At 61.4% G+C, this 21975-nt stretch carries 25 protein-coding genes and 1 pseudogene; 12 read left to right on the top strand and 14 right to left on the bottom strand.

The window, feature by feature from the left end; genetic code table 11:
* Positions 1-120 precede the first annotated feature (120 nt).
* From C5J24_RS27010 to C5J24_RS26995, 4 genes are all read left to right on the top strand, one after another.
* Positions 121-636 carry a sigma-70 family RNA polymerase sigma factor gene (locus C5J24_RS27010; protein ID WP_105422360.1) on the top strand — a complete coding sequence of 172 codons (516 nt, stop codon included), beginning with the start codon at positions 121-123 and terminating at the stop codon, positions 634-636.
* 111 nt (positions 637-747) lie between these two features.
* Positions 748-1068, top strand: coding sequence for a deoxyribodipyrimidine photo-lyase (locus C5J24_RS32600; RefSeq protein WP_105422358.1), 321 nt, complete (start codon positions 748-750; stop codon positions 1066-1068).
* Entirely contained in the window at positions 1035-1307 is a 273-nt protein-coding gene (locus tag C5J24_RS32765) for a deoxyribodipyrimidine photo-lyase (RefSeq protein WP_105422356.1), read from the top strand. Before C5J24_RS32600 ends, C5J24_RS32765 begins: the two co-directional genes overlap by 34 nt.
* Positions 1294-1518, top strand: coding sequence for a hypothetical protein (locus tag C5J24_RS26995; protein WP_105422354.1), 225 nt, complete (start codon positions 1294-1296; stop codon positions 1516-1518). Before C5J24_RS32765 ends, C5J24_RS26995 begins: the two co-directional genes overlap by 14 nt.
* A gap of 140 nt (positions 1519-1658) precedes the next feature.
* Here the strand turns inward: C5J24_RS26995 and C5J24_RS26990 are convergent, their stop codons facing one another.
* Entirely contained in the window at positions 1659-2117 is a 459-nt protein-coding gene (locus C5J24_RS26990) for a helix-turn-helix domain-containing protein (RefSeq protein ID WP_172724160.1), read from the bottom strand.
* 356 nt (positions 2118-2473) lie between these two features.
* Between C5J24_RS26990 and C5J24_RS32760 the strand changes: the two genes are divergently transcribed.
* On the top strand, positions 2474-2683 hold the full coding sequence (locus C5J24_RS32760; RefSeq protein ID WP_172724159.1) for a hypothetical protein: 210 nt from the start codon (positions 2474-2476) through the stop codon (positions 2681-2683).
* A 430-nt stretch (positions 2684-3113) separates the two neighbouring features.
* Here C5J24_RS32760 and C5J24_RS32755 read toward each other — a convergent pair whose 3' ends face one another.
* The gene (locus C5J24_RS32755) at positions 3114-3518 is read right to left on the bottom strand and encodes a DUF982 domain-containing protein (protein WP_371674842.1); all 405 of its coding nucleotides are present in this window, start codon (positions 3516-3518) and stop codon (positions 3114-3116) included.
* Complete coding sequence (locus tag C5J24_RS26975; RefSeq protein WP_105422346.1) at positions 3401-4228, bottom strand: manganese catalase family protein; 828 nt, start codon at positions 4226-4228, stop codon at positions 3401-3403. Before C5J24_RS26975 ends, C5J24_RS32755 begins: the two co-directional genes overlap by 118 nt.
* Before the next feature lie 151 nt (positions 4229-4379).
* Between C5J24_RS26975 and C5J24_RS26970 the strand changes: the two genes are divergently transcribed.
* The 4 genes and pseudogenes from C5J24_RS26970 (at position 4380) to C5J24_RS26955 (ending at position 6914) form a co-directional block, all read left to right on the top strand.
* Positions 4380-5264 (top strand): MBL fold metallo-hydrolase, encoded by an 885-nt coding sequence (locus C5J24_RS26970; protein WP_105422344.1) that lies wholly within the window; start codon positions 4380-4382, stop codon positions 5262-5264.
* Between the two features lie 29 nt (positions 5265-5293).
* Positions 5294-5395, top strand: a pseudogene (locus C5J24_RS32750) (DUF2934 domain-containing protein); the annotation flags it as partial.
* A gap of 57 nt (positions 5396-5452) precedes the next feature.
* Positions 5453-5812: a hypothetical protein gene (locus C5J24_RS26965; RefSeq protein WP_245446805.1), complete on the top strand. Its 360-nt coding sequence runs from the start codon at positions 5453-5455 to the stop codon at positions 5810-5812.
* A gap of 817 nt (positions 5813-6629) precedes the next feature.
* On the top strand, positions 6630-6914 hold the full coding sequence (locus C5J24_RS26955) for a hypothetical protein (protein ID WP_105422337.1): 285 nt from the start codon (positions 6630-6632) through the stop codon (positions 6912-6914).
* Between the two features lie 554 nt (positions 6915-7468).
* Here the strand turns inward: C5J24_RS26955 and C5J24_RS26945 are convergent.
* The gene (locus C5J24_RS26945; protein ID WP_105422333.1) at positions 7469-8980 is read right to left on the bottom strand and encodes a M81 family metallopeptidase; all 1512 of its coding nucleotides are present in this window, start codon (positions 8978-8980) and stop codon (positions 7469-7471) included.
* 205 nt (positions 8981-9185) lie between these two features.
* On the opposite strand from C5J24_RS26945, the gene C5J24_RS26940 reads away from it, so the two are divergent.
* Positions 9186-10382 carry a DUF1173 domain-containing protein gene (locus C5J24_RS26940; RefSeq protein WP_105422331.1) on the top strand — a complete coding sequence of 399 codons (1197 nt, stop codon included), beginning with the start codon at positions 9186-9188 and terminating at the stop codon, positions 10380-10382.
* A 9-nt stretch (positions 10383-10391) separates the two neighbouring features.
* Here the strand turns inward: C5J24_RS26940 and C5J24_RS26935 are convergent, their stop codons facing one another.
* The gene (locus tag C5J24_RS26935) at positions 10392-10613 is read right to left on the bottom strand and encodes a hypothetical protein (protein WP_105404750.1); all 222 of its coding nucleotides are present in this window, start codon (positions 10611-10613) and stop codon (positions 10392-10394) included.
* A 143-nt stretch (positions 10614-10756) separates the two neighbouring features.
* Between C5J24_RS26935 and C5J24_RS26930 the strand changes: the two genes are divergently transcribed.
* Both C5J24_RS26930 and C5J24_RS26925 read left to right on the top strand, forming a co-directional pair.
* Positions 10757-11050 carry a WGR domain-containing protein gene (locus C5J24_RS26930; RefSeq protein WP_105422330.1) on the top strand — a complete coding sequence of 98 codons (294 nt, stop codon included), beginning with the start codon at positions 10757-10759 and terminating at the stop codon, positions 11048-11050.
* Between the two features lie 56 nt (positions 11051-11106).
* The gene (locus C5J24_RS26925; RefSeq protein WP_105422328.1) at positions 11107-11385 is read left to right on the top strand and encodes an HU family DNA-binding protein; all 279 of its coding nucleotides are present in this window, start codon (positions 11107-11109) and stop codon (positions 11383-11385) included.
* A 65-nt stretch (positions 11386-11450) separates the two neighbouring features.
* Here C5J24_RS26925 and C5J24_RS26920 read toward each other — a convergent pair whose 3' ends face one another.
* The 9 genes from C5J24_RS26920 to C5J24_RS26880 form a co-directional block, all read right to left on the bottom strand.
* Entirely contained in the window at positions 11451-11783 is a 333-nt protein-coding gene (locus tag C5J24_RS26920; RefSeq protein WP_105422326.1) for a hypothetical protein, read from the bottom strand.
* 71 nt (positions 11784-11854) lie between these two features.
* Positions 11855-12178 (bottom strand): DUF736 family protein, encoded by a 324-nt coding sequence (locus C5J24_RS26915; RefSeq protein ID WP_037083672.1) that lies wholly within the window; start codon positions 12176-12178, stop codon positions 11855-11857.
* Positions 12179-12639: 461 nt separating this feature from the next.
* Complete coding sequence (locus C5J24_RS26910; protein WP_105422324.1) at positions 12640-13059, bottom strand: hypothetical protein; 420 nt, start codon at positions 13057-13059, stop codon at positions 12640-12642.
* Positions 13049-13309, bottom strand: coding sequence for a type II toxin-antitoxin system Phd/YefM family antitoxin (locus tag C5J24_RS26905; protein WP_027690650.1), 261 nt, complete (start codon positions 13307-13309; stop codon positions 13049-13051). The genes C5J24_RS26910 and C5J24_RS26905 overlap by 11 nt, the downstream gene beginning before the upstream one ends.
* An 82-nt stretch (positions 13310-13391) precedes the next feature.
* Complete coding sequence (locus C5J24_RS26900) at positions 13392-14333, bottom strand: DUF2493 domain-containing protein (RefSeq protein WP_105422322.1); 942 nt, start codon at positions 14331-14333, stop codon at positions 13392-13394.
* Positions 14334-14709: 376 nt separating this feature from the next.
* The gene (locus tag C5J24_RS26895) at positions 14710-15756 is read right to left on the bottom strand and encodes a toprim domain-containing protein (protein WP_105422320.1); all 1047 of its coding nucleotides are present in this window, start codon (positions 15754-15756) and stop codon (positions 14710-14712) included.
* 12 nt (positions 15757-15768) lie between these two features.
* Positions 15769-20160 carry a strawberry notch-like NTP hydrolase domain-containing protein gene (locus tag C5J24_RS26890; protein WP_105422588.1) on the bottom strand — a complete coding sequence of 1464 codons (4392 nt, stop codon included), beginning with the start codon at positions 20158-20160 and terminating at the stop codon, positions 15769-15771.
* A gap of 130 nt (positions 20161-20290) precedes the next feature.
* Positions 20291-20545, bottom strand: coding sequence for a DUF6117 family protein (locus C5J24_RS26885; RefSeq protein WP_105422318.1), 255 nt, complete (start codon positions 20543-20545; stop codon positions 20291-20293).
* 106 nt (positions 20546-20651) lie between these two features.
* Positions 20652-21842 carry a DUF932 domain-containing protein gene (locus C5J24_RS26880; protein WP_105422316.1) on the bottom strand — a complete coding sequence of 397 codons (1191 nt, stop codon included), beginning with the start codon at positions 21840-21842 and terminating at the stop codon, positions 20652-20654.
* Positions 21843-21975 lie beyond the last annotated feature (133 nt).

Raw genomic sequence — 21975 nt, 5'->3', positions numbered from 1 at the left:
ACACTCGCTGGTTCACGTTCCGCAACGGGTCAAGCGGGCGCCGTACGAGATCGTACGGAGCGCTTCCTTCAGGAACGTAAGATCTGGGCAGATGTTCCTCTGATGTAACAGGAGGAAGAAATGCACGACTGTGAGCATGAAACAGGCTTTACCGACGCAGAACTTCTCAAACATATTCCCGCAGTCCGGCAATTCGCGCGCCGCTTTCATGCCGCACCGACCGATGTGGACGATCTCGTCCAAGAGACATTGACAAAGGCGATTGCGAATTCAGCAAAGTTTCGGAGGGGGACCCAATTACGGTCTTGGCTATTTACGATCATGCGGAATAGCTTTTGCTCGAAATACAGCCTTGCCAAACGCGAGTCGGTCGGGCTAGCCGAGGATTCGGCAGCGTGGATCATTATCCAACCGTCCCAAGAGTGGAGCGTCCGCGGGCGAGAGCTTGAAAAAGCTGTCGCTGCTTTGCCAGAGCATTATCAAACTGCTTTGGAACTGATCGTGGTCGATGGCGAGACTTATGAAGATGCTGCACACCGGTGCGGATGCCCAGTGGGTACCATGAAAAGCCGGGTCAACCGCGCCCGCTTGCAGCTTTCCAAGCTTCTGATTGCCGACGCCATTTCGATTGATTAGCTGGCGTCGTTGCCGCTTTTTCAAAGATATTAACGGACACGGATGTAGCTTCCGGAGGACCTCGGACGGGACGGTGCCGCGGCAGCAGCAATGTCCTGAACGGATAAAACTGTGTCTCTTGAAAAGCCGGCCACCGCCACCGTCTGGGGCCGGAAGGATCTGCGTCTCGACGACAACGCGGCGCTGCACGCCGCGATCGAGGGCGGCGGCCCGGTCATCCCGGTCTATATGCGCGAGCCGGCACAGCTGAGCATCGGGCCGCTCGGTGCCGCAGGCCTGGTGCTGCACCATTCGCCTACCGCGCTCAAGGCATCGCTGAAGTCTCTGGGCAGCGACCTCATCCCTCATCCTCATTTCCGGAAGGGCCGGCGTGCTCGCCGATCTCGCCCGCAAGACCGATGCAAAAACGGTCTTCGTCAACCGCGCCTATGAGCGGACGCTTTTTCGATCGCGACATTCCCACCGCATTGAAGAAGCGCGGTCTCGCTATCAAAGCGTTTCACGGCCAACTCCTGCACGAGCCGAAATCCATCCGCACCGCTGCGGGAAACGCCTTCAAGGTGTTTGCGCCATTCTTGAACGCGCTGCAGAAGGCGGGCGAGCCGGTCGAACCCATCGACGCGCCAACGAAAGTCCCGTCGCCGGGCCTCTGCCGACGTGAACCTCGCTGACTGGGCTTTGCTGCCGCCGAAACCTGATTGGGCCGCGGGATCCGGAAAAACCTGGGCACCCGGTGAAGCAGGCGCACAGGAAGGGCTGCGCGACATCATTGATCGTAAGCTGTACGGTTACAAGCGCGGCCTCGATCTGCCGTCGACCGGTGCCGCACCGCTCCTGTCGCCTCACCTGGCGCATGGCGGAATCTCGCCGGCTCGCATCTGACATGCGCTACAGGGCCTGCCCGCCGCTTCTGAGGTTGTTGTCCATTTCCGCCGCGAACTCGCCCGGCGGGACTTCAGCCATAACCTGCTTATCGAGTTCCGAACTTCAACTGGGACGACAGGTCCCGTGGCCGCCGTCGCTCACTGCGGCAATGGATCACCGCCCCCAAAGGACCTGATCGCGCTAATAGCGGTGGACTGATCACGACCACCAAAAGCTCTACCGACATCAGCGTAGGCAAGGTAAAATTTCTGACGGACTTCCCACATGAGGAGACGACGTGCCGCGACGACGCTCTTCAAGGCGGAGCGCCCGACGATATCACGATAAGGAACACCTAATTCGGCACAGCGCTTTTTGATATAGGTCACCTCCGGTCGGACCAGCTTGTTCGCAAGATGGAACTGGTATGCACGGACGTGCGCGTCGAAGGAAATGGTCGACCTCTTCCACAGCGGCGGGCGGCTATTGCTCTCGATCCTATGCGTCTGCGCTGAGCCTGCTCGACGGACGGCAGACGCCAATCTGCTTTGTCGAAGCTTGTGCGCCTGCAGAAGCTGAGCCTGATAGGGGGTAGGCTTGGGATATTGGACGGTCATCTTATAATCGTAAGTCAGCATCGTCGGCGTTGGAGCCAACACCGAGGGGCACTATCTGAGAAGAAGAGTGGAAGGCACACGTCGGCGCGAGCCGACAGCCCGTTCCCCATGCTTCCATATTTGACGATCCAGCCGCAATGGAGCCAGAGACTCCTGATCGCACCGGCTAAGTGTAGATTCGGAACAGGTTTTTCAAGAGGTACAGCCGAGCGCCATCGTTGCGAACTGCAATATTGGGTGCCGCCGCGGGGTTTGCGAAAAGCCGTGTTGCCTAAGCGGCCGTCGCCTGCGCAGCAAGCAAGGGCGTGCGCGAAGTCCAGGTGGCGGCCGCTCACGAATCGGGCCTACGAAGTGCCATGTGCGAACTCATCGCCACGACCAGTCGGCGGCCGGAATTTCGCGTGGCGTTCGGCAAGTCTCGGCAAACCCTTCGAGAGATTAAGGAGCTGCTGGGCGACCGGGTGCACTACCTCCCCTTCACGCTGGGTCATGCCTTGATCGCAATCATCCTGGCGGGAAATAATCACTGGCCTAATGTATATTTACCGGTACTTGCGGAGGCTTGACGGGCTCGTTGCATGCGATGCGGGCATCTCTTCGTTCACCTACCCTCGACGCAACGAAGCTCAACCTACTCCCCTCAACGAAATACGCTCCTGCTTGGACGCACCCCACCAGTCGTTCCAAGATTGGTTCTTCGTGCCTCATCTCTATGGAACTAATCGCAGCAACACCCCCGCATATTCCGAGACCTCCGAAGGTTCCATAAAACCTTGGTCCGCCGCGGCCGCCAGACAGAGCAACATCGCGGCATCCCAAGTCGTGACCGCGCCGAGGTAGAATGAAGGGAATTTCCTCGCCCTCGGGAGGCTCGTCGCCGGAAACAGCAGCTTCGCGCTGAGCAGGAAACTACTGTGATGCAAGCCCATTTCGTCGACGCGTATACCGCAAAACTGTCCGAACTTCATGACCTACAGCAACCTCCAGGTTTCGCAATCATTGCGAGTGCCAAGGGCCGATGATCGGAATGTCAGCCTCTCGCGCGGCGGCAAGGAGAGCAAATCGTGCTTGTTCAGGATCCGCTTGCCCTTTGAGTGCGGCCAAGCACAAGCGGAGCGCGGCTTCACGGCGGCCGCGGTTCGGTGGCCACTCATCGGCAAGCACCCACGCGGCATCTTTTGCGCTCCCGGGGAAGCTCGATGGTGTGACCGACGGAGATAAGCAGGAACAAGGGCCGGCTTCGGCAGCCGTTGCCGTCGGTTTGCCGTGGTTGAAAACGTGACTTACATCTGTTCTTGTTGCGCTCCGCCACCCGGCTTGGCCGGACCGAGTACCGGTTTCTGCCCTAGAGCCGCCGTCATCGGCATTGGCCGGAACTGGCCCTTCCCATCCATGGAAGATCCCTGCGACCAACGACCGGCTACCGGATCGCTGCCATCCGCTTGGAAGCCGAGGAAGGCGTAGCTGAACTCCTGGTTTTCCTGCTCCTGCGAAAAACTGTTCGGAATCGGGAAGGCGCCGGTTGGGCCGCCGAGCTCTTCGAGCGCTGCCATCCACTGGTTCTGGTGCATCGTGTCGCGGGCGATTAGGAAAGACAGCATGTCCTTCATGCCGGGATCGCTGGTCATGTTGTAGAGGCGGACGGCAAGTACCCGGCCGGTTGACTCGGCGGTAACGTTGGCCGTCATGTCTGCGGCAATGTTGCCGCTCGCATAGATATGCGACATATCGAACGGCACGCCATCTGAATCGACCGGCATTGCTGACAGGCCAGCAGACAGCAGGTTCTTCAGGTTAATACCCCCTAGCACCGCGCCGCCGACCGGATCGGCTGCGACCTCTTCCCTAAGCTTAAGGGGAGCGCCCTCAAGGTTCATCGCAACTGCCGTCGCCAGCATCTCGATATGGCCGAGTTCCTCGGCCGCCGTGTTCATCAGCAGATCCCGGAACTTCGGATTCCCGCGGGCACCACATGCTTGGAAGAAATATTGCATGGCAACCCGGATTTCGCCTTCAACCCCGCCGATCGCCTGCTGCAGCGCTCGGGCGAACAAAGGATCGGGGGTCTCGACGCGAACTGGATACTGCAACTTGCCGTCGGTGTAGAACATGAAGATCTCCTTTTCTTGATGAGGAGCCGCTCGAACAGTCGAGGTCGGCCGGAGTTTCGTGGATGGCCCAATTTTTTTGTCGCCACGCGTCATCGGGGATGAAACTTCACGCAGCCGATCCTGTTTGCTGCACTTCGTTCAGGAGATAATCATGGTTGTCCAACTCTCGCTTGAAGACTGCGATCTTGCCCCCACAACCGAAGCTGGCTCCAGCACACTGGCCGTCAGTCACGACCTGTCCTATCTGCGCCTGTCGATTGTCAACGTTGTTTTTTACGGCGACCCGTCCGAGGGTAATCACTGGGTGCTGATCGACACGGGATTGCCGGCGTCTGAAAGCGCAATTATCGAGGCAGCCGAGCATCGTTTTGGCCGGGAAGCCCGCCCCGCCGCCATTCTCATGACCCACGGGCATTTCGACCATGCCGGCTCGTTGGAAAAGCTGGCGCGCCGATGGGACGTTCCAGTTTATGCCCACCCGCTGGAATTTCCCTATCTGAACGGGCGTTCGTCCTATCCGCCCGCCGACGCCCTTGTCGGCGGCGGCGCAATGGCTCTTCTTTCGCCGCTGTTTCCGCGATTGCCTGTGAACGTTGCGCACTGGCTTAAAATGCTCCCAGCCGACCAGAGCGTCCCGGAGATGCCGGGATGGAAATGGCTGCACACGCCTGGCCACACACCGGGGCATGTTTCGCTGTGGCGTGAGGAAGACCGCACGCTGGTCGCTGGAGATGCCATTGTGACCACCGGTCAAGAATCAGTCTACGAAACCCTCACCCAAAGGCCAGAGATGCACGGCCCGCCCCGCTATCTGACATCGGATTGGGAAGAGGCCGAACGGTCGGTCGCGCTCCTCGCCGCCTTGAAGCCGGAACTTCTGATCAGTGGACACGGGCGTCCCATGAAGGGCGCGCACATACGCCAGCGCCTGCACGAACTGTCGAGCAGTTTTGGAGAAATAGCGGTCCCCAAAGGACGCGCGTATGCGCGCGATCCGGCGAAACCCGGCAAGAGCAGCAATGACGCCTACAGATAGAAAGCAGACAACAAAAAAAGGAGGAGCGAATGGATGGGAGAAATGAGGCGATCCGGCTGCGCGCATACCCGTTTGGGAAGGCGGGGTGTCCTGAAGGTCGCGATGCGAATCACTGGCGACGGGCTCGGGAGCAGCTTGACGCCAGCTCGTCGCCGGTTCCCGCGGCCCGATGGAGAAAGGGGACGCCTTTGACCGTACGTCTCCGTACGGAAACTATCGTCGCGGCCGCGAGTTCGGGCAGCTTCGCGCCGAACAAGGAGAGGCTGATGCAAGTGTATTTTCTCCACCTCAACCTAGCGCAGGAACATGTGGTTGATACTGACGGAGTGAAGCTTTCCGATCTGGAGGCTGCCAAAAGTGAAGCTCGCGAGACCATCCGCGAACTCGCAGCGGAGTACATCAAAATGGGCAAGCCACTCACACTGTGGAGCATTCGTATCTGCGATTCGGACGACCGCCTTCTGGCCGAGGTCGCCACCGCAGAGGCGCTTCACGAATTCATTGCACCTGTTTTCGACGGACCGCAGGGCCTCGACAGTCACGCATAACTGGGCATTGGCGAACGCTCATGCGGTTGCGCCGGGAACAGCACGCTCCATGGAAGTTCGGGTTGCTCAACTCAAGGGAGAACCCACGAACGCACGGGCTCCGTCAGAGACCCTGAAGGTAGAGTTGCATCGCTGGATGTCGCTCATCATGAAGCCCATCGAGGATGCTCGGATCCTGGGCGAGAAGGTTGCCAAGGGCGAAATTGTCGCCACCCTTGCGCTCAAGCCGGTTGCCAGTTCCAGTGACGGACGCACAGATCCCAGCGGCTTGCCGTTTCCAAGGGGCCACCCTTGATGCAAGGTTATTTGGGGCTGCGTATGGATCCCACGATCTTGGGTAGTGAAGCAGACCTTAGCCCGTGGCCTCCCACGTGCTGCGCCAGAAGGCGGCGTCGAGGTGTGGACCTTCACCCGCTTGTTCACCAAGACACAATCCGGAGTCACGGAAACAAACTGCGCCTGATAAAGCTCTGCTACCGCAGTGGCCGTGTGGCCATACCCTCCTGCGGGAGAGGCCTTGCACGGCACCTCTGCCGTTGCGGGCCCGGCTGAGACTCTGGGATCGAGCTGCGAGCTGACCGCTCGGTGTCCTGTGATGTACTGTCGGGGCCTCCCACATGGCACAGCTGTAGCTGTCTCGCAGCTAATGAATGCAGTTCCTCCAGCAGCCCAAGACGCCGTGCGGGCGCGGACGGAATTGGGGAACCTTCCTTCTCCGTTCGTCTCAGCTGATTTGGTCCGATAACGCACTCAACCAGACACCTTAGCTCAACTGTGTATTGTGCTTCCACGTACTCCAGAGCTAGGAGAGACAGCTATGTCGGGTGATTATCCTTTATTTCCGCACGCAATGAACACGCACGATCTGAGAGCGATGCGAGATGCGGTGCGACGTGCCCTCGAACTAAGCGAGGAAACAGACGGCGCGAAGAAAGAACAGCTCGCAAAAATCGTCTACCGCTTCTATAGGCGCGGTCTGGCTGATCCGGAGAAATTGGCGGGCATGGCAGTGTTCTTGTCCAGTTCTCGCACATTTCGCCGAGAGACATCGCATACGGATGTTGAGGCCAAGATAGCCGCCGGGAACCCATCGTTGTCGTAGCGCAGGCTTGTTGGCTACAGTAAACGGTGACCTGGTTCACTCGGTTTTGGCATCGTGGTTTGGTCATGCCACAGGCACTCCGCCTTCGTCCAGACGCCGGCACCGCATGACCCGGCAACAGTGTCGTTGATATCTTCTTGGTCGGCTGGCGCCGCACCAGGCTCCAGACGTCATCTTCGACCGACGGCGAAACGGGGCACGGCTTCAGCCGTGATCGTGGGAGAGACCGCATTGGAAAACGGCTTGCCGATCTCCGTAGCACGCTCGCTGGGCAAGCTGGCGACGCAGCGGAAAGTGCGGTGACATACATCGCTCCTAAGGCTGGCCAGTTCGCACGGCAATTCCAAAAGGAAAGTTACGGTCTCGGCAAGGCTGCCCAAGGGAACCCTTCGGCAGCAACTGGAGCCATCGTCGGTGTCATGCTGCTTGGGGCGGCGGTAGCTTGGCTGTTAATGACGGGTGGCGGAGAGAGGGACGAGTGACTCTTTTCAGCTGTCCAAAATTCACCTTGCAAAAGGGATGGCGTTCCCAAGCGCCACCCCCAAACCTGCTGATCATGGCGAAATAGATCTGCCCCCAAACGCTTTTGTCTCGATGGCTTTGAGGTCGATGTCATGTTCCGGCCAAAACCGAGATTTTTCGTAACGGAAGATCCCCTTCCGGTAGTAGCCGACCCCGGGCGTCGACACGAGGAGCGGCGTCGCAATCCCCTTGAAATTCATCGTGAAGTGATAGCCCGACTTCACCACCACGAAATCGACGGACTTCAGATTAATGCCCTGGCTCGTGAACACGGCCGGGTCGTGACTAAAGGCAGGTTTGGTGGTGAGAATCACGAACACCCGTTCCTCGACCAGAACGACAGCTGCGCTCCCAAGGGAGCTTGCCTCCCCACCATGGAACGGCCCGGCGAGCGTATATGCGCCGTCGCTCAGGTGGATCACTTTCCCGGTGATCCTGCGCGACGATAGTCCCGGCGAAATCTGTCCGCCGACGTCGAGCGTGACCGTGGCGCCCAATCCAGCATCCTGTGCGTGTTTTACGCTGACGGCATCGGTGATGGTCAAGGCACCTCTAAGCTCAGCGAAATGGTCCAGCACCTCCGCCAGCAAAACGGTGCTGTCACCGGGCGCGCCGGCCAGGATCCGGTCACCCATGTCGGCCATGACATACGGGCGGTTGGCCGGTTGCGATCGCGCGATCTCGAAGGCATCCCGTATCTCGAAAAGATCATCGACGAAACGTTCCCGGTTGTCCCAGAACGCCCATGCGAGCTCCTTGGCCACCTCCAAGGCGAGCAAAACGGCTCCATCAGTCATGACCGTTACCACCTGCCCGATATTGTAGTCGTCCGCATAGCGGAAGACGTTGTAGATGGAGATATCGACAATGCCGCTTGTTCTGGCTGCAAGCTCTCTAGCCCTGTCGTGGATCTCGCCAAGCGGCCCAATCGCGGTTTCGCCGGCGCCTGGCAGGATCATCGGCACCCGGGCACTGATCACGACCGGTCGCAAGTCGCCTTTTAAAACCTGCAGGGTCAGCTCTGCGGCTCGCATGCCGCATTCGACGACGTCAGAATGCGGGTTTTCCTTACAGGCAATGCAGATGTTGGTGTTTTCCAGCATCGAGTCGGTCAGGTGCGCATGCAGGTCGAGACCGATTCCAATTGGCACTAAGGGGCCGACATGTCGCCTGAGATAGGCCAGCAGATCTCCCTCCAGGTCGGCGAGCTCGGTCGAAGCCGCCGCGCCGTGCAGATCAAGGATGATTGCATCAGGGTGCGACGCCTCGATCCGCTCGAGCAGTTCCTTGCGGATCGCTTGATAGAACTCGTGGTCGACGAGACCGCTTGGCGGGCCTGAAACGGAGATCAGCGGCAGGATCTCGACGTTCGCTTGCCTGAGGTACCGGATAATGCCTCCCAATGTCGAGCCGGCACATTCAAACACCGCTTCGCCCCGTTGTATCTCGAATTGGTCGGCGGTGGCCGGTTGCGGATTGAGGCGATTGGACTCGTGATATAGACGGCCGACGGCAATCCGTGGCCTCTGGCTGGGCACGTTCATATTTCCAGGCCTTCTGTTCGGTTGAGGGGCTAGATTAGAATTTGTCGGAGCGGAGTGAAACGCAGGGACGAGAAATTTGGAGGGGCCGCGCGGCCTTGAGCTGGCTTTGCCCGTCCGGCACAATCGGCCGATCTGAACAGACTGTTTTTTCTCGCGTGTGGCACCCATATTCGCCGTCGCCTCACGCGCGGCCGGAGCTGTTCGCATGAGGCGCTTTCTGCTCGATCGCACAGTCTGCGAAGAGGGTGAGGAAGGCATTCAAGACCAGCTAACCGATGCCTATCGTGGAAAGGTCCGTCCGCTTTGTCTCTGCTGCGAACCGCCGGTCCCGATGTATGTGGCCAATATCGGTGACCAGCTGGTGATCAAACGCATGCCGCTCTCGGGCGGCAAACACGATCCGGCCTGCCCTTCATACGAACCGCCCTACGAATTGTCAGGCCTTGGACCGTTGATGGGGGGCGCGATCAAGTTCGATCCGACTGCCGGCACCGCATCGCTAACGCTGGATTTCTCACTGTCGAAACGCGGCGCGGTCGCAAGATCAAACGAGAGCGCCGCGCCAGCCGACAGCGTGAGAAACGAGACCAAAAAATTGTCCCTGCGCGGGCTACTGCATTTCCTCTGGCATGAGAGCGGGCTGACGGAATGGACGTCGCATTGGACAGGCAAACGGCACTGGTGGCAGGTCTATCAGCATCTGAGCGAAGCCGCTCGGCTGATGGAGGTTCGTGGGCAGGTACTGGCCGACAGGCTGCTCATTCCCGAACCGTTCCGCGCCGGTGACAGGGCGGCGATCGAACAGCGCCGGGCCCAAAAGCTTACCGGCCTCTTCCAGGCAGCAGCCGGTTCGAAAAAGCTGATGGTGCTGGTTGGGGAGATCAAGGAGTTCGCGGGGGTGCGCAACGGCCGTCAGGTCGTGATCAAACACATGCCGGGCTTCCGGCTCTATCTCGAAGAGCCCGCTTGGCGGTCCCTGCAACGGCGGTTTGAAACGGAACTGATGCTGTGGCAGAGCACCGAGACATCGCATCTGATGGCGATCATGACGATCGGGGGCACGCCAGCCGGCATTGCCACCGTCAACGAGATTGCCCTGATGGCGGTGACCGAACACTGGCTGCCGATCGAGAGCGCCTATGAACAGCTGCTGGTCGGTCGCCTCGGCCGCCTGCGCTCCAAGTCGGTAAAGGGGTTGAGGTTCGATCTCCCGCGCATTCACCCGCTCGCAAATGCGATCCTGCCCGAAGCAAGGCCCCTGCCCTGCGCGCTTTATATCGTCCCACCGGATGCCGGCGATGACTTCCAGGCAGCCCTGGGCGAGATGATCGACGCGCGGCCGGATCTTGGATCCTGGATCTGGCGGGTCACCGAGGGTGACATGCCGCCGCTGCCGGCCTAGGCCGTCAGCCTATTCGTCCTCGGCACTGTCCAGCAACCCGTCATAGACCTCCAGGAGCGCATTGGTGATTGCCTGCCCGAGGGCGTTTCCCGCGTCACGAAGTTCTCCCTCGGTGCCGTCCCGCGCGGCTTTCGCCAGCTCGAACCCCTGTTCGCCGACGATCTGCTTGGCGGCCTCGATCGCCCATAGGCCGAAATCTCCGCGGTTGTCGATCGTGAATGCGTCGTCCATTGCCGTCTACCCGTTGATGGAAAGCGACTTCTATGGCGTCTCCTCAATGATCGCCAGCATTCATCAAAGTCGTGAATCGAAGCGCCTCCACCGATTCATAACTGTCGTTGGACGCGCTGGCGTCTCTTCGTCATCGTTCGCCCATGGCGACTTACCCCTTCCGGCTCTATTGCCAGCGCATCGACGCGACGAAAAACATGGCACGGTATTATGCCCTCTCCATGCAGCCGACCCTGTTCGGAGAGATCGCCGTGGTGCGCCGCTGGGGCCGGATCGGATCGCGCGGCGGCGAAAAGACCGAGGTGTTCGCAACCGAGCGTGAGGCTGCGATGCATTTCCTGGATCTCGCCCGCAGGGAACGTCAGAAAGGCTATCGACCGGTTGGAAACTGTGGAAATCCGGGGTTGCTGAACGCTTCTTCGCCATCGCGTCAATGACAGGCCGACATCCACCTGTCAGGGATTTCGGATCAACTTCGATGCGGAGAGAAAAAATGACGACGACAAACGAAATCGCCGACAAGATCGCAGGTGAGCACGGGCTAACCAAAGCACAGGGCAAGGCGATTGTCGAAGCGGTGATTGCTTCGATCACCGATGCAGCGATTGCCGGCAATGAAACGAGCCTTCCGGGGTTCGGCAAGTTTAAAATCAAAAACACGCCGGAACGCGAAGCTCGCAATCCGGCCACAGGCGCGACGATCAAGGTGGCGGCTGCTAAAAAGCTCGCCTTCACGCCGGCCAAGGCCCTCAAGGACGCGCTGAACAAGTGATCTTGTGAGCAGGCATAAAAATAGCCCGGCTTGTGGCCGGGCTGTTATGTTTCGAAATATGCGGCTCAGCAGGGAGCAGCATTGTTCAGCAGATCCTGAACGATCGTTTCACTGACCGGTCGGATTGCTTCACGGCTATGATCGTCCAGCAGCCGGTGAAAAATACCCGATGCGAGCGGCACGAAATCAAAGCCTTGACTGACAGCTGCAGCGCGCAAGGCTGCAAGCGTTTCGAATTCCTGAAATTCCGTACCAAGCCAAAGTTCGAGATCCTCGCCATCGGAAGTGGCGAAAGCCTGAAGAAAGAACGTCTGCAGAGGGCGGTCATAGCCGATAGTGGCGTCTGGGTCAGCGTGACGTGAAGCGATTTTCGTCACGGTGGTGGTATAGCGGCTCATGGGGAGATCCTTTGTTGCCGGTTGCTGGCTCGGAGAAGAAGCCGGCCCCGCTAGGAGGCCGGCAGTCCCAGTCAGGCCGGGCTGTTCCAGAGGATGACCTTCTTGCCGGGCTCGCCGCCGGGCGCCGGGGCGACGTTGCCGAAGATGACGCCGATCTCGGGCGCTTCGAGCTTCGTGGAGATGTATTCCTCGCCGGTCTGGCGGGAGATGCGGTTCCAGCCCGCGCCGATCTCAAAGCCGGTCTTGCGGTGGATGATGCGGTAGTCCGGGGCTTCTTCGCTCGCCTTGTTGGCGTTCGGGACGAGGGCGATGGGGGCGTTGACCCGGATGGTGGCGAAGACGCCTTCGAGAGTGCCGTCGGTCTTTTCGGTGAGAGTTGCGATCGTGGTAGCCATGGGATTGTCTCCTTCGTTGCATCGGGACCATTCCCGATGGCGCCCGAAGAAGGGGCCGCGCCGCAGGCGTCACCGCAGCGTAGCGAAGGGAAACCCCTCGCGGGTTGACGCTGATCGCGGCCGGTCCCTTAGAAAGGCGACAAAGAACGGGAATGGTCTTTGATTGCGACCTCGTCAGGAGACCTCGCCGTGGCGCCCGTTTGCTGCCGCGCGGATTGCCGCGCGCGTCGCATGCGTTGGTGGTGTTCGGGTCAACGGACGCTGGCCGTCAACCAGTCGGCACATCGCGAGAGATCGGCACAGTCCTGATCCCATCCTCATCGTCAAAGACGGCTTCGGTCGGCGTCGCGCTCGAACCGCAGGCTTCTTCTGACGCGACTGCAGTTCTGCGGAGCGCAATCGAGTGACAGACCTGATTTCAAGGGATGTCGCCCCAGCGCCCGGCGGGGATGCGGGAAGTCTCAGTCGAGGCGGTTGACCCGGCCGGTTCGGCCGCGCGCCTCGGCAAACAGTCTGGCGATCTTCACCATGAAGGCTTTGCTGAAGCGGCCGACAATGTCCTGACCGGGCTCAATATACCAGGAGCGCTCGACGATATCGTAATTGTATTCGTCGACCATGATCCAGCACTGCTTCAGATCGCTTAAGCCCGCGCGCTTGCGCTCGATGTCCGGGATCTCCAATGAGGCGCGACCAGTTTGCGGCGGTTGGGTGGTGATGGCGAGAAGCGCCAGATCGGTATTTCCATCGGCGGCATTGCGGATGGCGATGACGACGCAGACAGGACGCTGCTTGCGGCCTTCGGTCTCACCGCGCTGCTGCTGCCAAGCCCAGAGGTAGGGATAGGAGATGACCTCGCCGGGTCGGAATTCACGGCTCATCGTCGTAGCCTTCGCCATGCGCCAGCCGATCGAGCGCCTCGTCGAACAGTTCCGCATGCTCGGCGGGCATTTCCGAGATATGAAAGGCGCGGCGGGGGTCGCCACCGGTGCGCATGCGCTCATAGTGATCGTAGCTCATCAGCACGAAGCGAGGCTTCTTGTGGCGAGTCAGAACAACCGGCTCGCGGCTTGCCGCATCGGTAACGTCGCCGATCTGCTTGTTGAGGTCGCCTGTCGTGAACTGCTTCATCGCAAAGATCTCCACTTCGATTCCCATATAATCCATTTTCCCCATGTTTTCCATCTTTTCCATGCATCCGGCAAGACGGCGCTCATGCGCCGTCTCCTGAAGCCTCCCAGACCGGAATGCCGAGCCGGTGTGCCTTGTCGACGAGATTGCCTGTGATGCCGTTTCCGGGAAAGACGATCAATCCGGCGGGCATGACCGACAGCATATCGTCATTGCGCCGAAACGGGGCGGCCTTGGCGTGTTTCGTCCAGTTCGGCTTGAAGGTGATCTGCGTCACCTTGCGGGCTGCAGCCCAGCATGTAGCAATCCGTTCGGCGCCCTTCGGCGAGCCGCCGTGCAGCAGCACCATGTCGGCATGCTTGGCGTGGGCCTGATCGAGCTTGGCCCAGATTCGCTCATGATCATTGTAGTCCATGCCGCCGGCGAAGGCGATCTTGGTGCCGGCCGGGATTAGCACTTCGGTTTCGGCGCGGCGGCGGGCGGAGAGAAAGTCGCGGCTATCGATCATCGCCGCCGTCATGTTGGCATGATTGACCTTGGAGCCGGTGCGTGGCCGCCAGGACGAACCGGTCTGCGCCTCGAAGAGGTCGGCCGCGTAGTCGCGCATGAACTCGAAGGCGTTGCGCCGCTCCAGGAGCGTGATGCCTTCGGCAATGAGGCGTTCGAGCTCGACACTCTTCACCTCCGAGCCGTCCTGCTCACCCTGACCGGTGCGCTGCGCCTCCTCATTGCGGTCGAGCTCGCGCTGGATGCGCTCGCCGGCGCGATGGAAGAGATTGGGGATCGACCAGAACAGGTCTTCGAGATCGGGCTCCAAGCGTGTGTCGCCGAGCATCTCGGCGAGCGCGTCGAAGATCGTGGTGATCGATGACCGGACCTGCGGCTCCTCCGGCAATGGCCGCGGATCGGGCTCGTCCTGGAAGGGACGATAGCCGAAGACCTGCATCTCGTAGATGACGCGGTCGGTCGGGGAGGACGCGTGGTGGGGCTCGAAGCCGTCGTCGGCGTGAAGGATCAGGTCCATGTGTGGTCTCCGTTCGGTGGGCCGCGCCTCTCGCGGCCTGACGGCGAACCCGGTCACGCGGGCCGAGGCCGGAACCGCAAGCGAAGCGCAGCGGCCCAGCGAAGCGCCGGGCGGCGGAGGAAGGGTTTCTTGATCCGCGAGGAATGACGGGCCATCGCATCGGCCCGAAAAGTGGGAACCGTTTTTCGGGCCGATGCGCGAAAATGGCCCGGCAGGGGAAGAAACCCGACCGACCCGCTGAAGGTCCGGAGGCCCGCGTGGTAAGGGTCGCCTCTCGACAGGCCCGCGGGCGCGCATCCACAAGGGGGGCCGGCACCCGGACCGTCCTCTCGCCCACGCGGCTGGCGCCCCCGCCCCCTGATTCCTGCGAAGCTCATTAGGGCAGAAAGGCCATCGCGTCTTCCGGGATGAGTTGCGCCCGTAGACCGGCGGTCAGCCGGGCGGGGCCCAGCCAGCGAAGATCCTCGTTGAAGTCGCCGAGCTCAGGCGACAGCACCAGCGGCAGGATTCCCTCCTCCTGTGCCCGACGGCTCAATCCCTCGATCCCATGCCGGCCGGCGGCATCCGCGTCGGCCGCGATATAGATACGCCGGCATCCGGGTGGGAAGTTGAAGGCCGCGAGATGATTGGCCGTCAGGGCAGCGACCATCGGCATGCCTGGCATCACATGTGACAAGGACAGCATGGTCTCGATGCCCTCGCCCGCTGCCAGGACCGGTACAGGATCGGTGACGGGATAGCGGAAACGGACGCCATTACCGAGCAACCCACCGAGAGCACGGCGCGGATCATCCACCTTGGCCTTGCCGACGCCGCCTGGGTCGGGGCCCGAAGACAAATACGTGCGGTGGACACCGGTGATCGCTCCGGCGGCGTCCGTCACGGCTGCGACCAACGCCGGATGGCTGGCCGTCCGGCCGGTGACGAGATCGCGATAGTAGCACGACAGGTGGAAACGTAGCGCCGCATGGGTCGATGCCCGCAGAATACCGCGTTCGCGCAGATAGATGTCGGCGAGCGTACCCGCCAACGGCTGCGTCATTCGAAACAGCCGTCGTGCCCGCTCCGTCGCCGGCCGCTCGGCCGGAGGGCCATCACCGACGTTGCCTCTGAGGTCCGGCACCGGTTCGGGTTGGGGCAGACTGAGAAAATGGCGCGCCTCCTCGGCAACGTCACGGAAGTCCACGAGACCGCAGGCCTCGCGGACGAGATCGAGCAGGTCACCGAACTGGCCTGTTGCCGCATCAGTCCACCTGCCGGCGCGCGAGCCGGCCAGATGCACGTAGAGCGATCGGCCCGTGCTGTTGGCGACGTCGCCGACGAGCCAGTAGTTGCCGGCGCGGCGGCCGGCGGAAAGATAGTGGCGGCAGACCGCCTCGGCGTCTTGAGCGAGACGGCCCGCCAGATCAGCGGCGGACAGCATGGCGGGCCTCCGTCACGACCGGCGCGCGACATCGACGAGGCGGTGACGCTGCATCAGCTTCGATAGGATCTCCGCGCCCTCATCGGTCACCGGCACGAAGAAGCGCAGCTTCCAATTGATCATCTCGGAGAAGAGGCCGATCGACCGCAGCCAGTCGCGCATACCGTCGGTAAAGCCGGTCAATTCGACACGGTACTCGTTCATCACCCGCACGCGGCGGAGCGTCATGTCACCGGCAAGGCCGACGATCGAGGATCCGTCGACCAGCGCCGTCCAGGCTTGGTCGCCGGTCGGCACTTGCGTCTGATCGATCCCGAAGTTGCGGCAAAGGCCGGCGAGACGATCCGGCGCTATGACGCGGCCGACGATCCGCTCGCCGTCATCGGTCTGCAGACGCCGTACGCGGCAAAAGTCCTGCGGCAGCAATTTCCAGATCGGCAGCAACAACCCGCTGACGATGTGCATCATCGACGTCGAGAATTCCGGCACGGAAGCGACTTCGGTATTCCAGGCGAGGACGAAAGCCTGTTCGTCAGCCTCCTCCCAATTCGTCTCTTCGAGCTGCCGGACTTCGAAGCGGAGCTCGTCCATCGGCCGGATCAGCGACACGCGCGGCTGAATGGAGCCATCGTCCAGCATGATCGAGCGGGTCGGGACCATCACCGCCGGCCGGCCCGACTTGCCGTTGATCATCAGCTTCGCGCGCGGATCCTGCCTTACAAGACTCTGAACGTCCTTGAGCCGCGTCGGTGCATTGCGATCCCTGCGCTCGATGGTCAGGAGATGCGACTGCGCGCCGGTGACCGGATGCGTATAGATCAGCCGGCGCTCGGCGATTGTCATGCTGTCGGCGGTGATCGTCTCCAGGCCCTTGTCATAGATGCCGGCGGCAATAGCCCCCTCGATGCGGGCGGCCAGCAGCTGCTCGAAGGCCTCGAACAGCAGGTTCTGCATGGTGATCGTCAGTGCCAGCATGCGATTGAGGAAGGTCTGGATCGGCGGCAGTTCATCCTTCAGTCCGCCCTCCTCCGAGGTGAGCGACAAACCAGTAATGCTCTCAAACTTGTCCAACGAGCAGCCTTCGATCCTGCCGGCATGCAGCAGTCCGTAGAACTGCCGCAGCGCGTCGCGGGCATATTGGGATTCGAGATTGTCCTCGCTGCGAAACATGCCCTGTCCGCCGGTCTGGCGCTGGCCGCGGGTGATGGCGCCGAGCGTGTCGAGACGCCGGGCGATGGTCGAGAGGAAGCGCCGTTCGGCCTTGACGTTGGTGGTGATCATCCGGAACCGGGGCGGCTGCTTCTGATTGGTGCGATGGCTGCGCCCGAGGCCCTGGATCGCCACGTCGGCACGCCAGCCGGCTTCTAGGAGATTGTGCAGGCGCAGGCGCTGGTTCCGGGCGGCGAGATCGGCGTGGTAGGATCTACCGGTTCCGCCGGCGTCGCTGAAGACGAGAATGCCCTTCTCGTCGTCCATGAAAGCGCGGGCCTCGTCGAGATTGGCGCTGCCCGGCCGGTTCTGCACGGCATAGCGGGCAATGAAGCTGTTGTCCTCGCGACGGACGATGCGGCGCGAGCGGCCAGTGATCTCGGCGACCTGGCTGGTTCCGAATTGCTGGACGATCTGGTCGAGGGCAGTCGGGATCGCCGGAAGGCTACCCAGTGTTTCGACAAGTTCGTCGCGGCGGCGTTCCGCCTCCCGGCAGATCACCGGGTTCCCCTTTGCGTCATGGACGGGACGGGAACTGAGATTGCCCTCGGCGTCGGAAAATTCCTCGAAGAGCTGCACCGGGAAGGAATGCATCAGGTAGTCGATGACATATTCCCGCGGCGTGACGTCGACCTGGAGATCGCCCCATTCCTCGGCCGGGATCTGTGCCAGCCGGCGCTCGGTCAAAGCCGCGCCCGTCGAGACGAGCTGGACAATCGCAGCGTGACCCTCTTTCAGATCTGCAGCGGTCGCTTTGAGAAGGGCCGGCGTCTTCATCGAGGTCAGAAGATGATTGAAGAAGCGCTGCTTCGAGCTTTCGAAGGCCGAGCGTGCGGCGGCCTTAGCATTTTTGTTCAATGTCCCGCTTTTGCCGGTTATGCCGGACGCCTCCATGGCAGCGTCGAGATGGTTGTGGATGACCTGGAACGCCTCGGCATAGGCGTCGTAGATGCGGACCTGTTCCTCGGTGAGCTCGTGTTCGAGGATTTCGTATTCAACGCCTTCGAAGGAGAGCGACCGCGATGCGTAGAGGCCCATGGCCTTCAGGTCACGGGCCAGTACTTCCATCGCCGCAACACCGCCATCCTCGATCGCGGCAATGAACTCGGAGCGTGTGGGAAAGGGAAAGTCGCTGCTGCCCCAGAGACCGAGGCGCTCGGCATAGGCAAGGGATTCGACATTTGTTGCGCCGGTCGCCGATACATAGACGATACGGGCATCCGGAAGCGCGCGTTGCAGGCGAAGTCCCGCCCTGCCCTGCTGTGACGCTGACCTGTCGCCGCGCTCGGTCTTGCCGCCGGCGGCATTGGCCATGGCGTGGCCTTCATCGAAGACGATGACACCATCGAAGTCGGCGCCGAGCCAGTCGACGATCTGCTGAACCCGTGATCGCTTGCCCTCACGCTCGTCGCTGCGCAGCGTCGCAAAGGTGGTGAACAGGATGCCTTCTTTCAGGTTGATCGGCTTGCCGTGCCGGAAACGGGACAGGGGCGTCACAAGCAGCTTTTCTTGGCCCGACGCGCTCCAGTCACGCTGGGCGTCCTCGATCAGCTTGTCTGACTTGGAAATCCAGATGTGGCGACGACGGCCCTTCAGCCAGTTGTCGAGGATGATGCCGGCGGCCTGGCGGCCTTTTCCCGCGCCCGTGCCATCACCGAGAAACCAGCCGCGGCGAAAACGAACGGCATGCTCCGTGTCGGGTGAGACGGCCTTCAGATTGTCGAAGGAGGCGTCGACGATCCAATGACCGGCGAGGTAGCCGGAATGGGCTTCGCCCGCATAGACGACACTTTCGAGCTGGGCGTCGGAGAGATCACCGCTGGTGACGATGCGCTTCGGCAGGTGCGGGCGATAGCTCGGCTTCGGCGGTGCGACCGAGGCCATCGCAACCGATTCGACCAGCGTGTCGGGATGAGGTTTTGCCTTGGGAATGTAGATCGACTGCAGCCGGTAGGTCTCATAGATGCCATCCGCGCCACTGGTTTCCTCCTTCGGCTGAACGTCCCGCAGCTCGTAGGAGAGTTCGATGACCTCATCATCGACGGGTGCAGCGCGGGCCATTGGTGAAGGCTTCGCCTGGCCGCCGACCGCAGGGCGATGCGACGGTGCGGCAACCGCTGCTGGATGCATCGTGTCCGCGCCCAGGCTACCGATGGAGTTCGAACCGGCAGAGTTCGACGCCGTCGCGGGCGAGCGGGGTCGAATGCCCGTGATCCACGTGAGCAGTGTTTCCAGATCGTGCGCAGTACCGCTCGACGTCACCAGCTTCGAAGGATCGCCCGCCGGGATCTTGTCGATCACGATCAGGCGGGTTTCCATCGTCGTGCCGTGACGAGCGTAGATGCTGCCGTCGATCGCCGCGGTGAACAGCACAGTGCCCTGCCCCTGCAGCCGCACGAAGGCGTCGCGCCACGCGGGATTCTCCGGAGAGAGGCTCGCGCCGGTGATCGCGACGACCCGGCCGCCGGGGGCCAGACGAGCGAATGCGGAGGTCAGATGCCGCCAGGCGGCGTCGGCGACGCGACCTTCGACATGGACCCCGGCCGAGAAAGGCGGGTTCATCAGCACCACGGTCGGCCGAATTGAACGGTCGAGGTAATCGTCGATATGTGCGGCGTCGTGCTGCGATACCGGAACATGAGGGAAAAGCCGCTGCAGCAGCGAGTGCCGGACCACCGCATATTCGTTGAGCGCCAAGCGAGCGCCCGCGAGTTCCGCAAAGATCGCCATCATGCCGGTCCCAGCCGACGGCTCGAGCGCCACGTCTGCGGCTATGATGCCTGCAGCACGCGATGCGACGTACGCAAGAGGGATCGGAGTCGAGAATTGCTGCAGGGCCTGGCTCTCCTCGGACCGTCGGCTATGGGTCGGCAAGAGGTTTGCCAGCTTCGTCAGCATCGCGAGCATCGACTGGGGCGACTGGGTTCGGGATACGACCGCGCGAAATTTGCGCAGAAACAGCACCTGGGCGATTTCGGTCGCCTCAAAGGCATCCTTCCAGAGCCAGAGGCCCGCGGCGTCGCTGCCGCCGAAAACCTCCGTCATGATTTGCCGCAAGTCAGCGGCGGTGACAGTTTTACCCCGCTCCAAAAGAAACATGACTTGGGCAGCAGCGTCCATGAGGCCTTGAGCGCTGCTTCCGAAGTGAGACCGCGAAGTGGTGGAAATAGTCTGAGGATGCGAGCTGATGTTCATCGAAGGATGCTCCAAGAGAGAGAAAAGAACAGCGGAGCCCAGCGTCCTGCCGAAGGTTCGGAGGAGCGAAATCGGGGCAGCCAGGGAGGGATCGGGGATCATCAGCTAAAACTGTGCCGATCATCAGTGCTTAGGTTGCCGGGCTCCCCATGAAGCCGGTTGGATCGTCGGGATTGGGCGGTAGATAGGGGTCGTAAGGATTGCCGTCGGCAAGATGGCCAAACGGCGTGAAGTCGTATTCGCCGTCAGTGCCGCCGACGGCGCAAAGCACGTAACACGGCTCGCGTGTAGCCGCATCGACGCATTCCACGAGAGCAAGGTTGCCATCGGCTGCGGCGCGCAGCAGCGTGTCGAAGTTTGCGCGGACATGACCGGGGATAGCCATTGGGGTGCTCCAGACAAAATGAGGCCCGGCGCTTGACCGGGCTCTGGGATGACGACGATGGGGTTTGCAGACGCGGCCGGGCCTGAGCCCGGCGCGCATGAACATGTCAGGCAGCACTCTCCAGCAGCTTCTTCGCTTTGCCTTCGAGTTCCAGACGCGTGTCCTGATTGGTCTTGGTGCGCGCCAGCGCGGTGATGCCCTGCACGAAATCGAAGATCGACTCCGGCGGCCGCCCCTCCTCCGACAGCACCATCTCGATCACCTTGCCGGTCTCACTTTTTGAGAATCCGCGCCGGCGCAGGAAGGTTTCACGGTCATCGTCCTTGCGCGCGACGATCCGCTCCCGTGCCGCCTTTATGCCGGCGATAAATGGCGCCGGCGACGAATTGGCAAAGCTGGTCAGCGCGGGTGCTGCCTCGTGGGCGAAGCGCTGGGCGGCGAACTTCGAATGCCGGATGGTGATCTCCTCGAAATTTTGCGTACCCCAAAGGTTGCGGTTGGCGCAAACCGCGCGGAGATAAAAGGAGGCGATACCGAGCGTCTTCGATCCGACCTCGGAATTCCAGGCGTAGAAGCCGCGGAAGTAGAGATCCGGCTCGCCGTTCGGCAGACGTCCGGCTTCGATAGGATGGGTGTCGTCGACCAGGAACAGGAAGACGTCGCGATCACTGGCATAAAGGGTGGTCGCGTCCTTGGTGATGTCGACGAAGGGATTGTGGGTCATCGTCGCCCAGTCGAGAACACCTGGTACTTTCCACATCGTGTCACCGGTCCCGTTGCCGGCGATCTTCATGACCGACGAGACCAGTTCATGATCCCAGATCCGACCGTATTCCGGTCCGGTCACTGCGCGCAGTTTCAGCCGGCCGTCATCCATCTCAAGCGTCTTGACGAGCTCGGCACGATGGTTGAGCAGACCGTGCTGCAGGTTGATCGCGGCAAGCGGCGCCGGCAGTTGGCGCATATAGGTGGCGGGAGCGCCAACGAGGCTGCAAAGCTGGCCGTAGCTCCAGTGGGTCGGTGCGATCGCTTGGCGTTGACCTGGAACGAGAAGCGCAAGCCGCTCCGCATTGTCGCGCGTTGCTTCGACGCGGATCGCAGCACTCTCGATCGTTCGGGCATGGGCGCGCTCGGCGCGCGACCGGACGGTGTCGTAGAGCTCGGTCAGCGACAGGAAGCGTTCGTCGTCGGGGCGGGAAAACCATTCCGACGAAACGCGGGCGATCCGTTCGCCGCGGGAGATATCGACCTTGAAGGCGGAACGGTCGGATGAGTTGTTGGAGGTGAGAGCGGTCATAAGTTGTGAACCGCCCCGGGTTTGCCGGAGACCGTTTGGTTTAAGTTATGCGGCCATCGCTGGCGCGTCCAGCATGGCGTAGTATTGTTCTTCTGCCTCTGCAGGCGGAATGTTTCCGATTGGCTCCAGAAGA

This window comes from Neorhizobium sp. T25_27 (assembly GCF_002968565.1).
GTDB classification, from domain to species: Bacteria; Pseudomonadota; Alphaproteobacteria; order Rhizobiales; family Rhizobiaceae; genus Neorhizobium; species Neorhizobium tomejilense.
The sequence above is the reverse complement of the archived record's forward strand: the minus strand, read 5'-3'. Positions and strand labels throughout refer to the sequence as shown.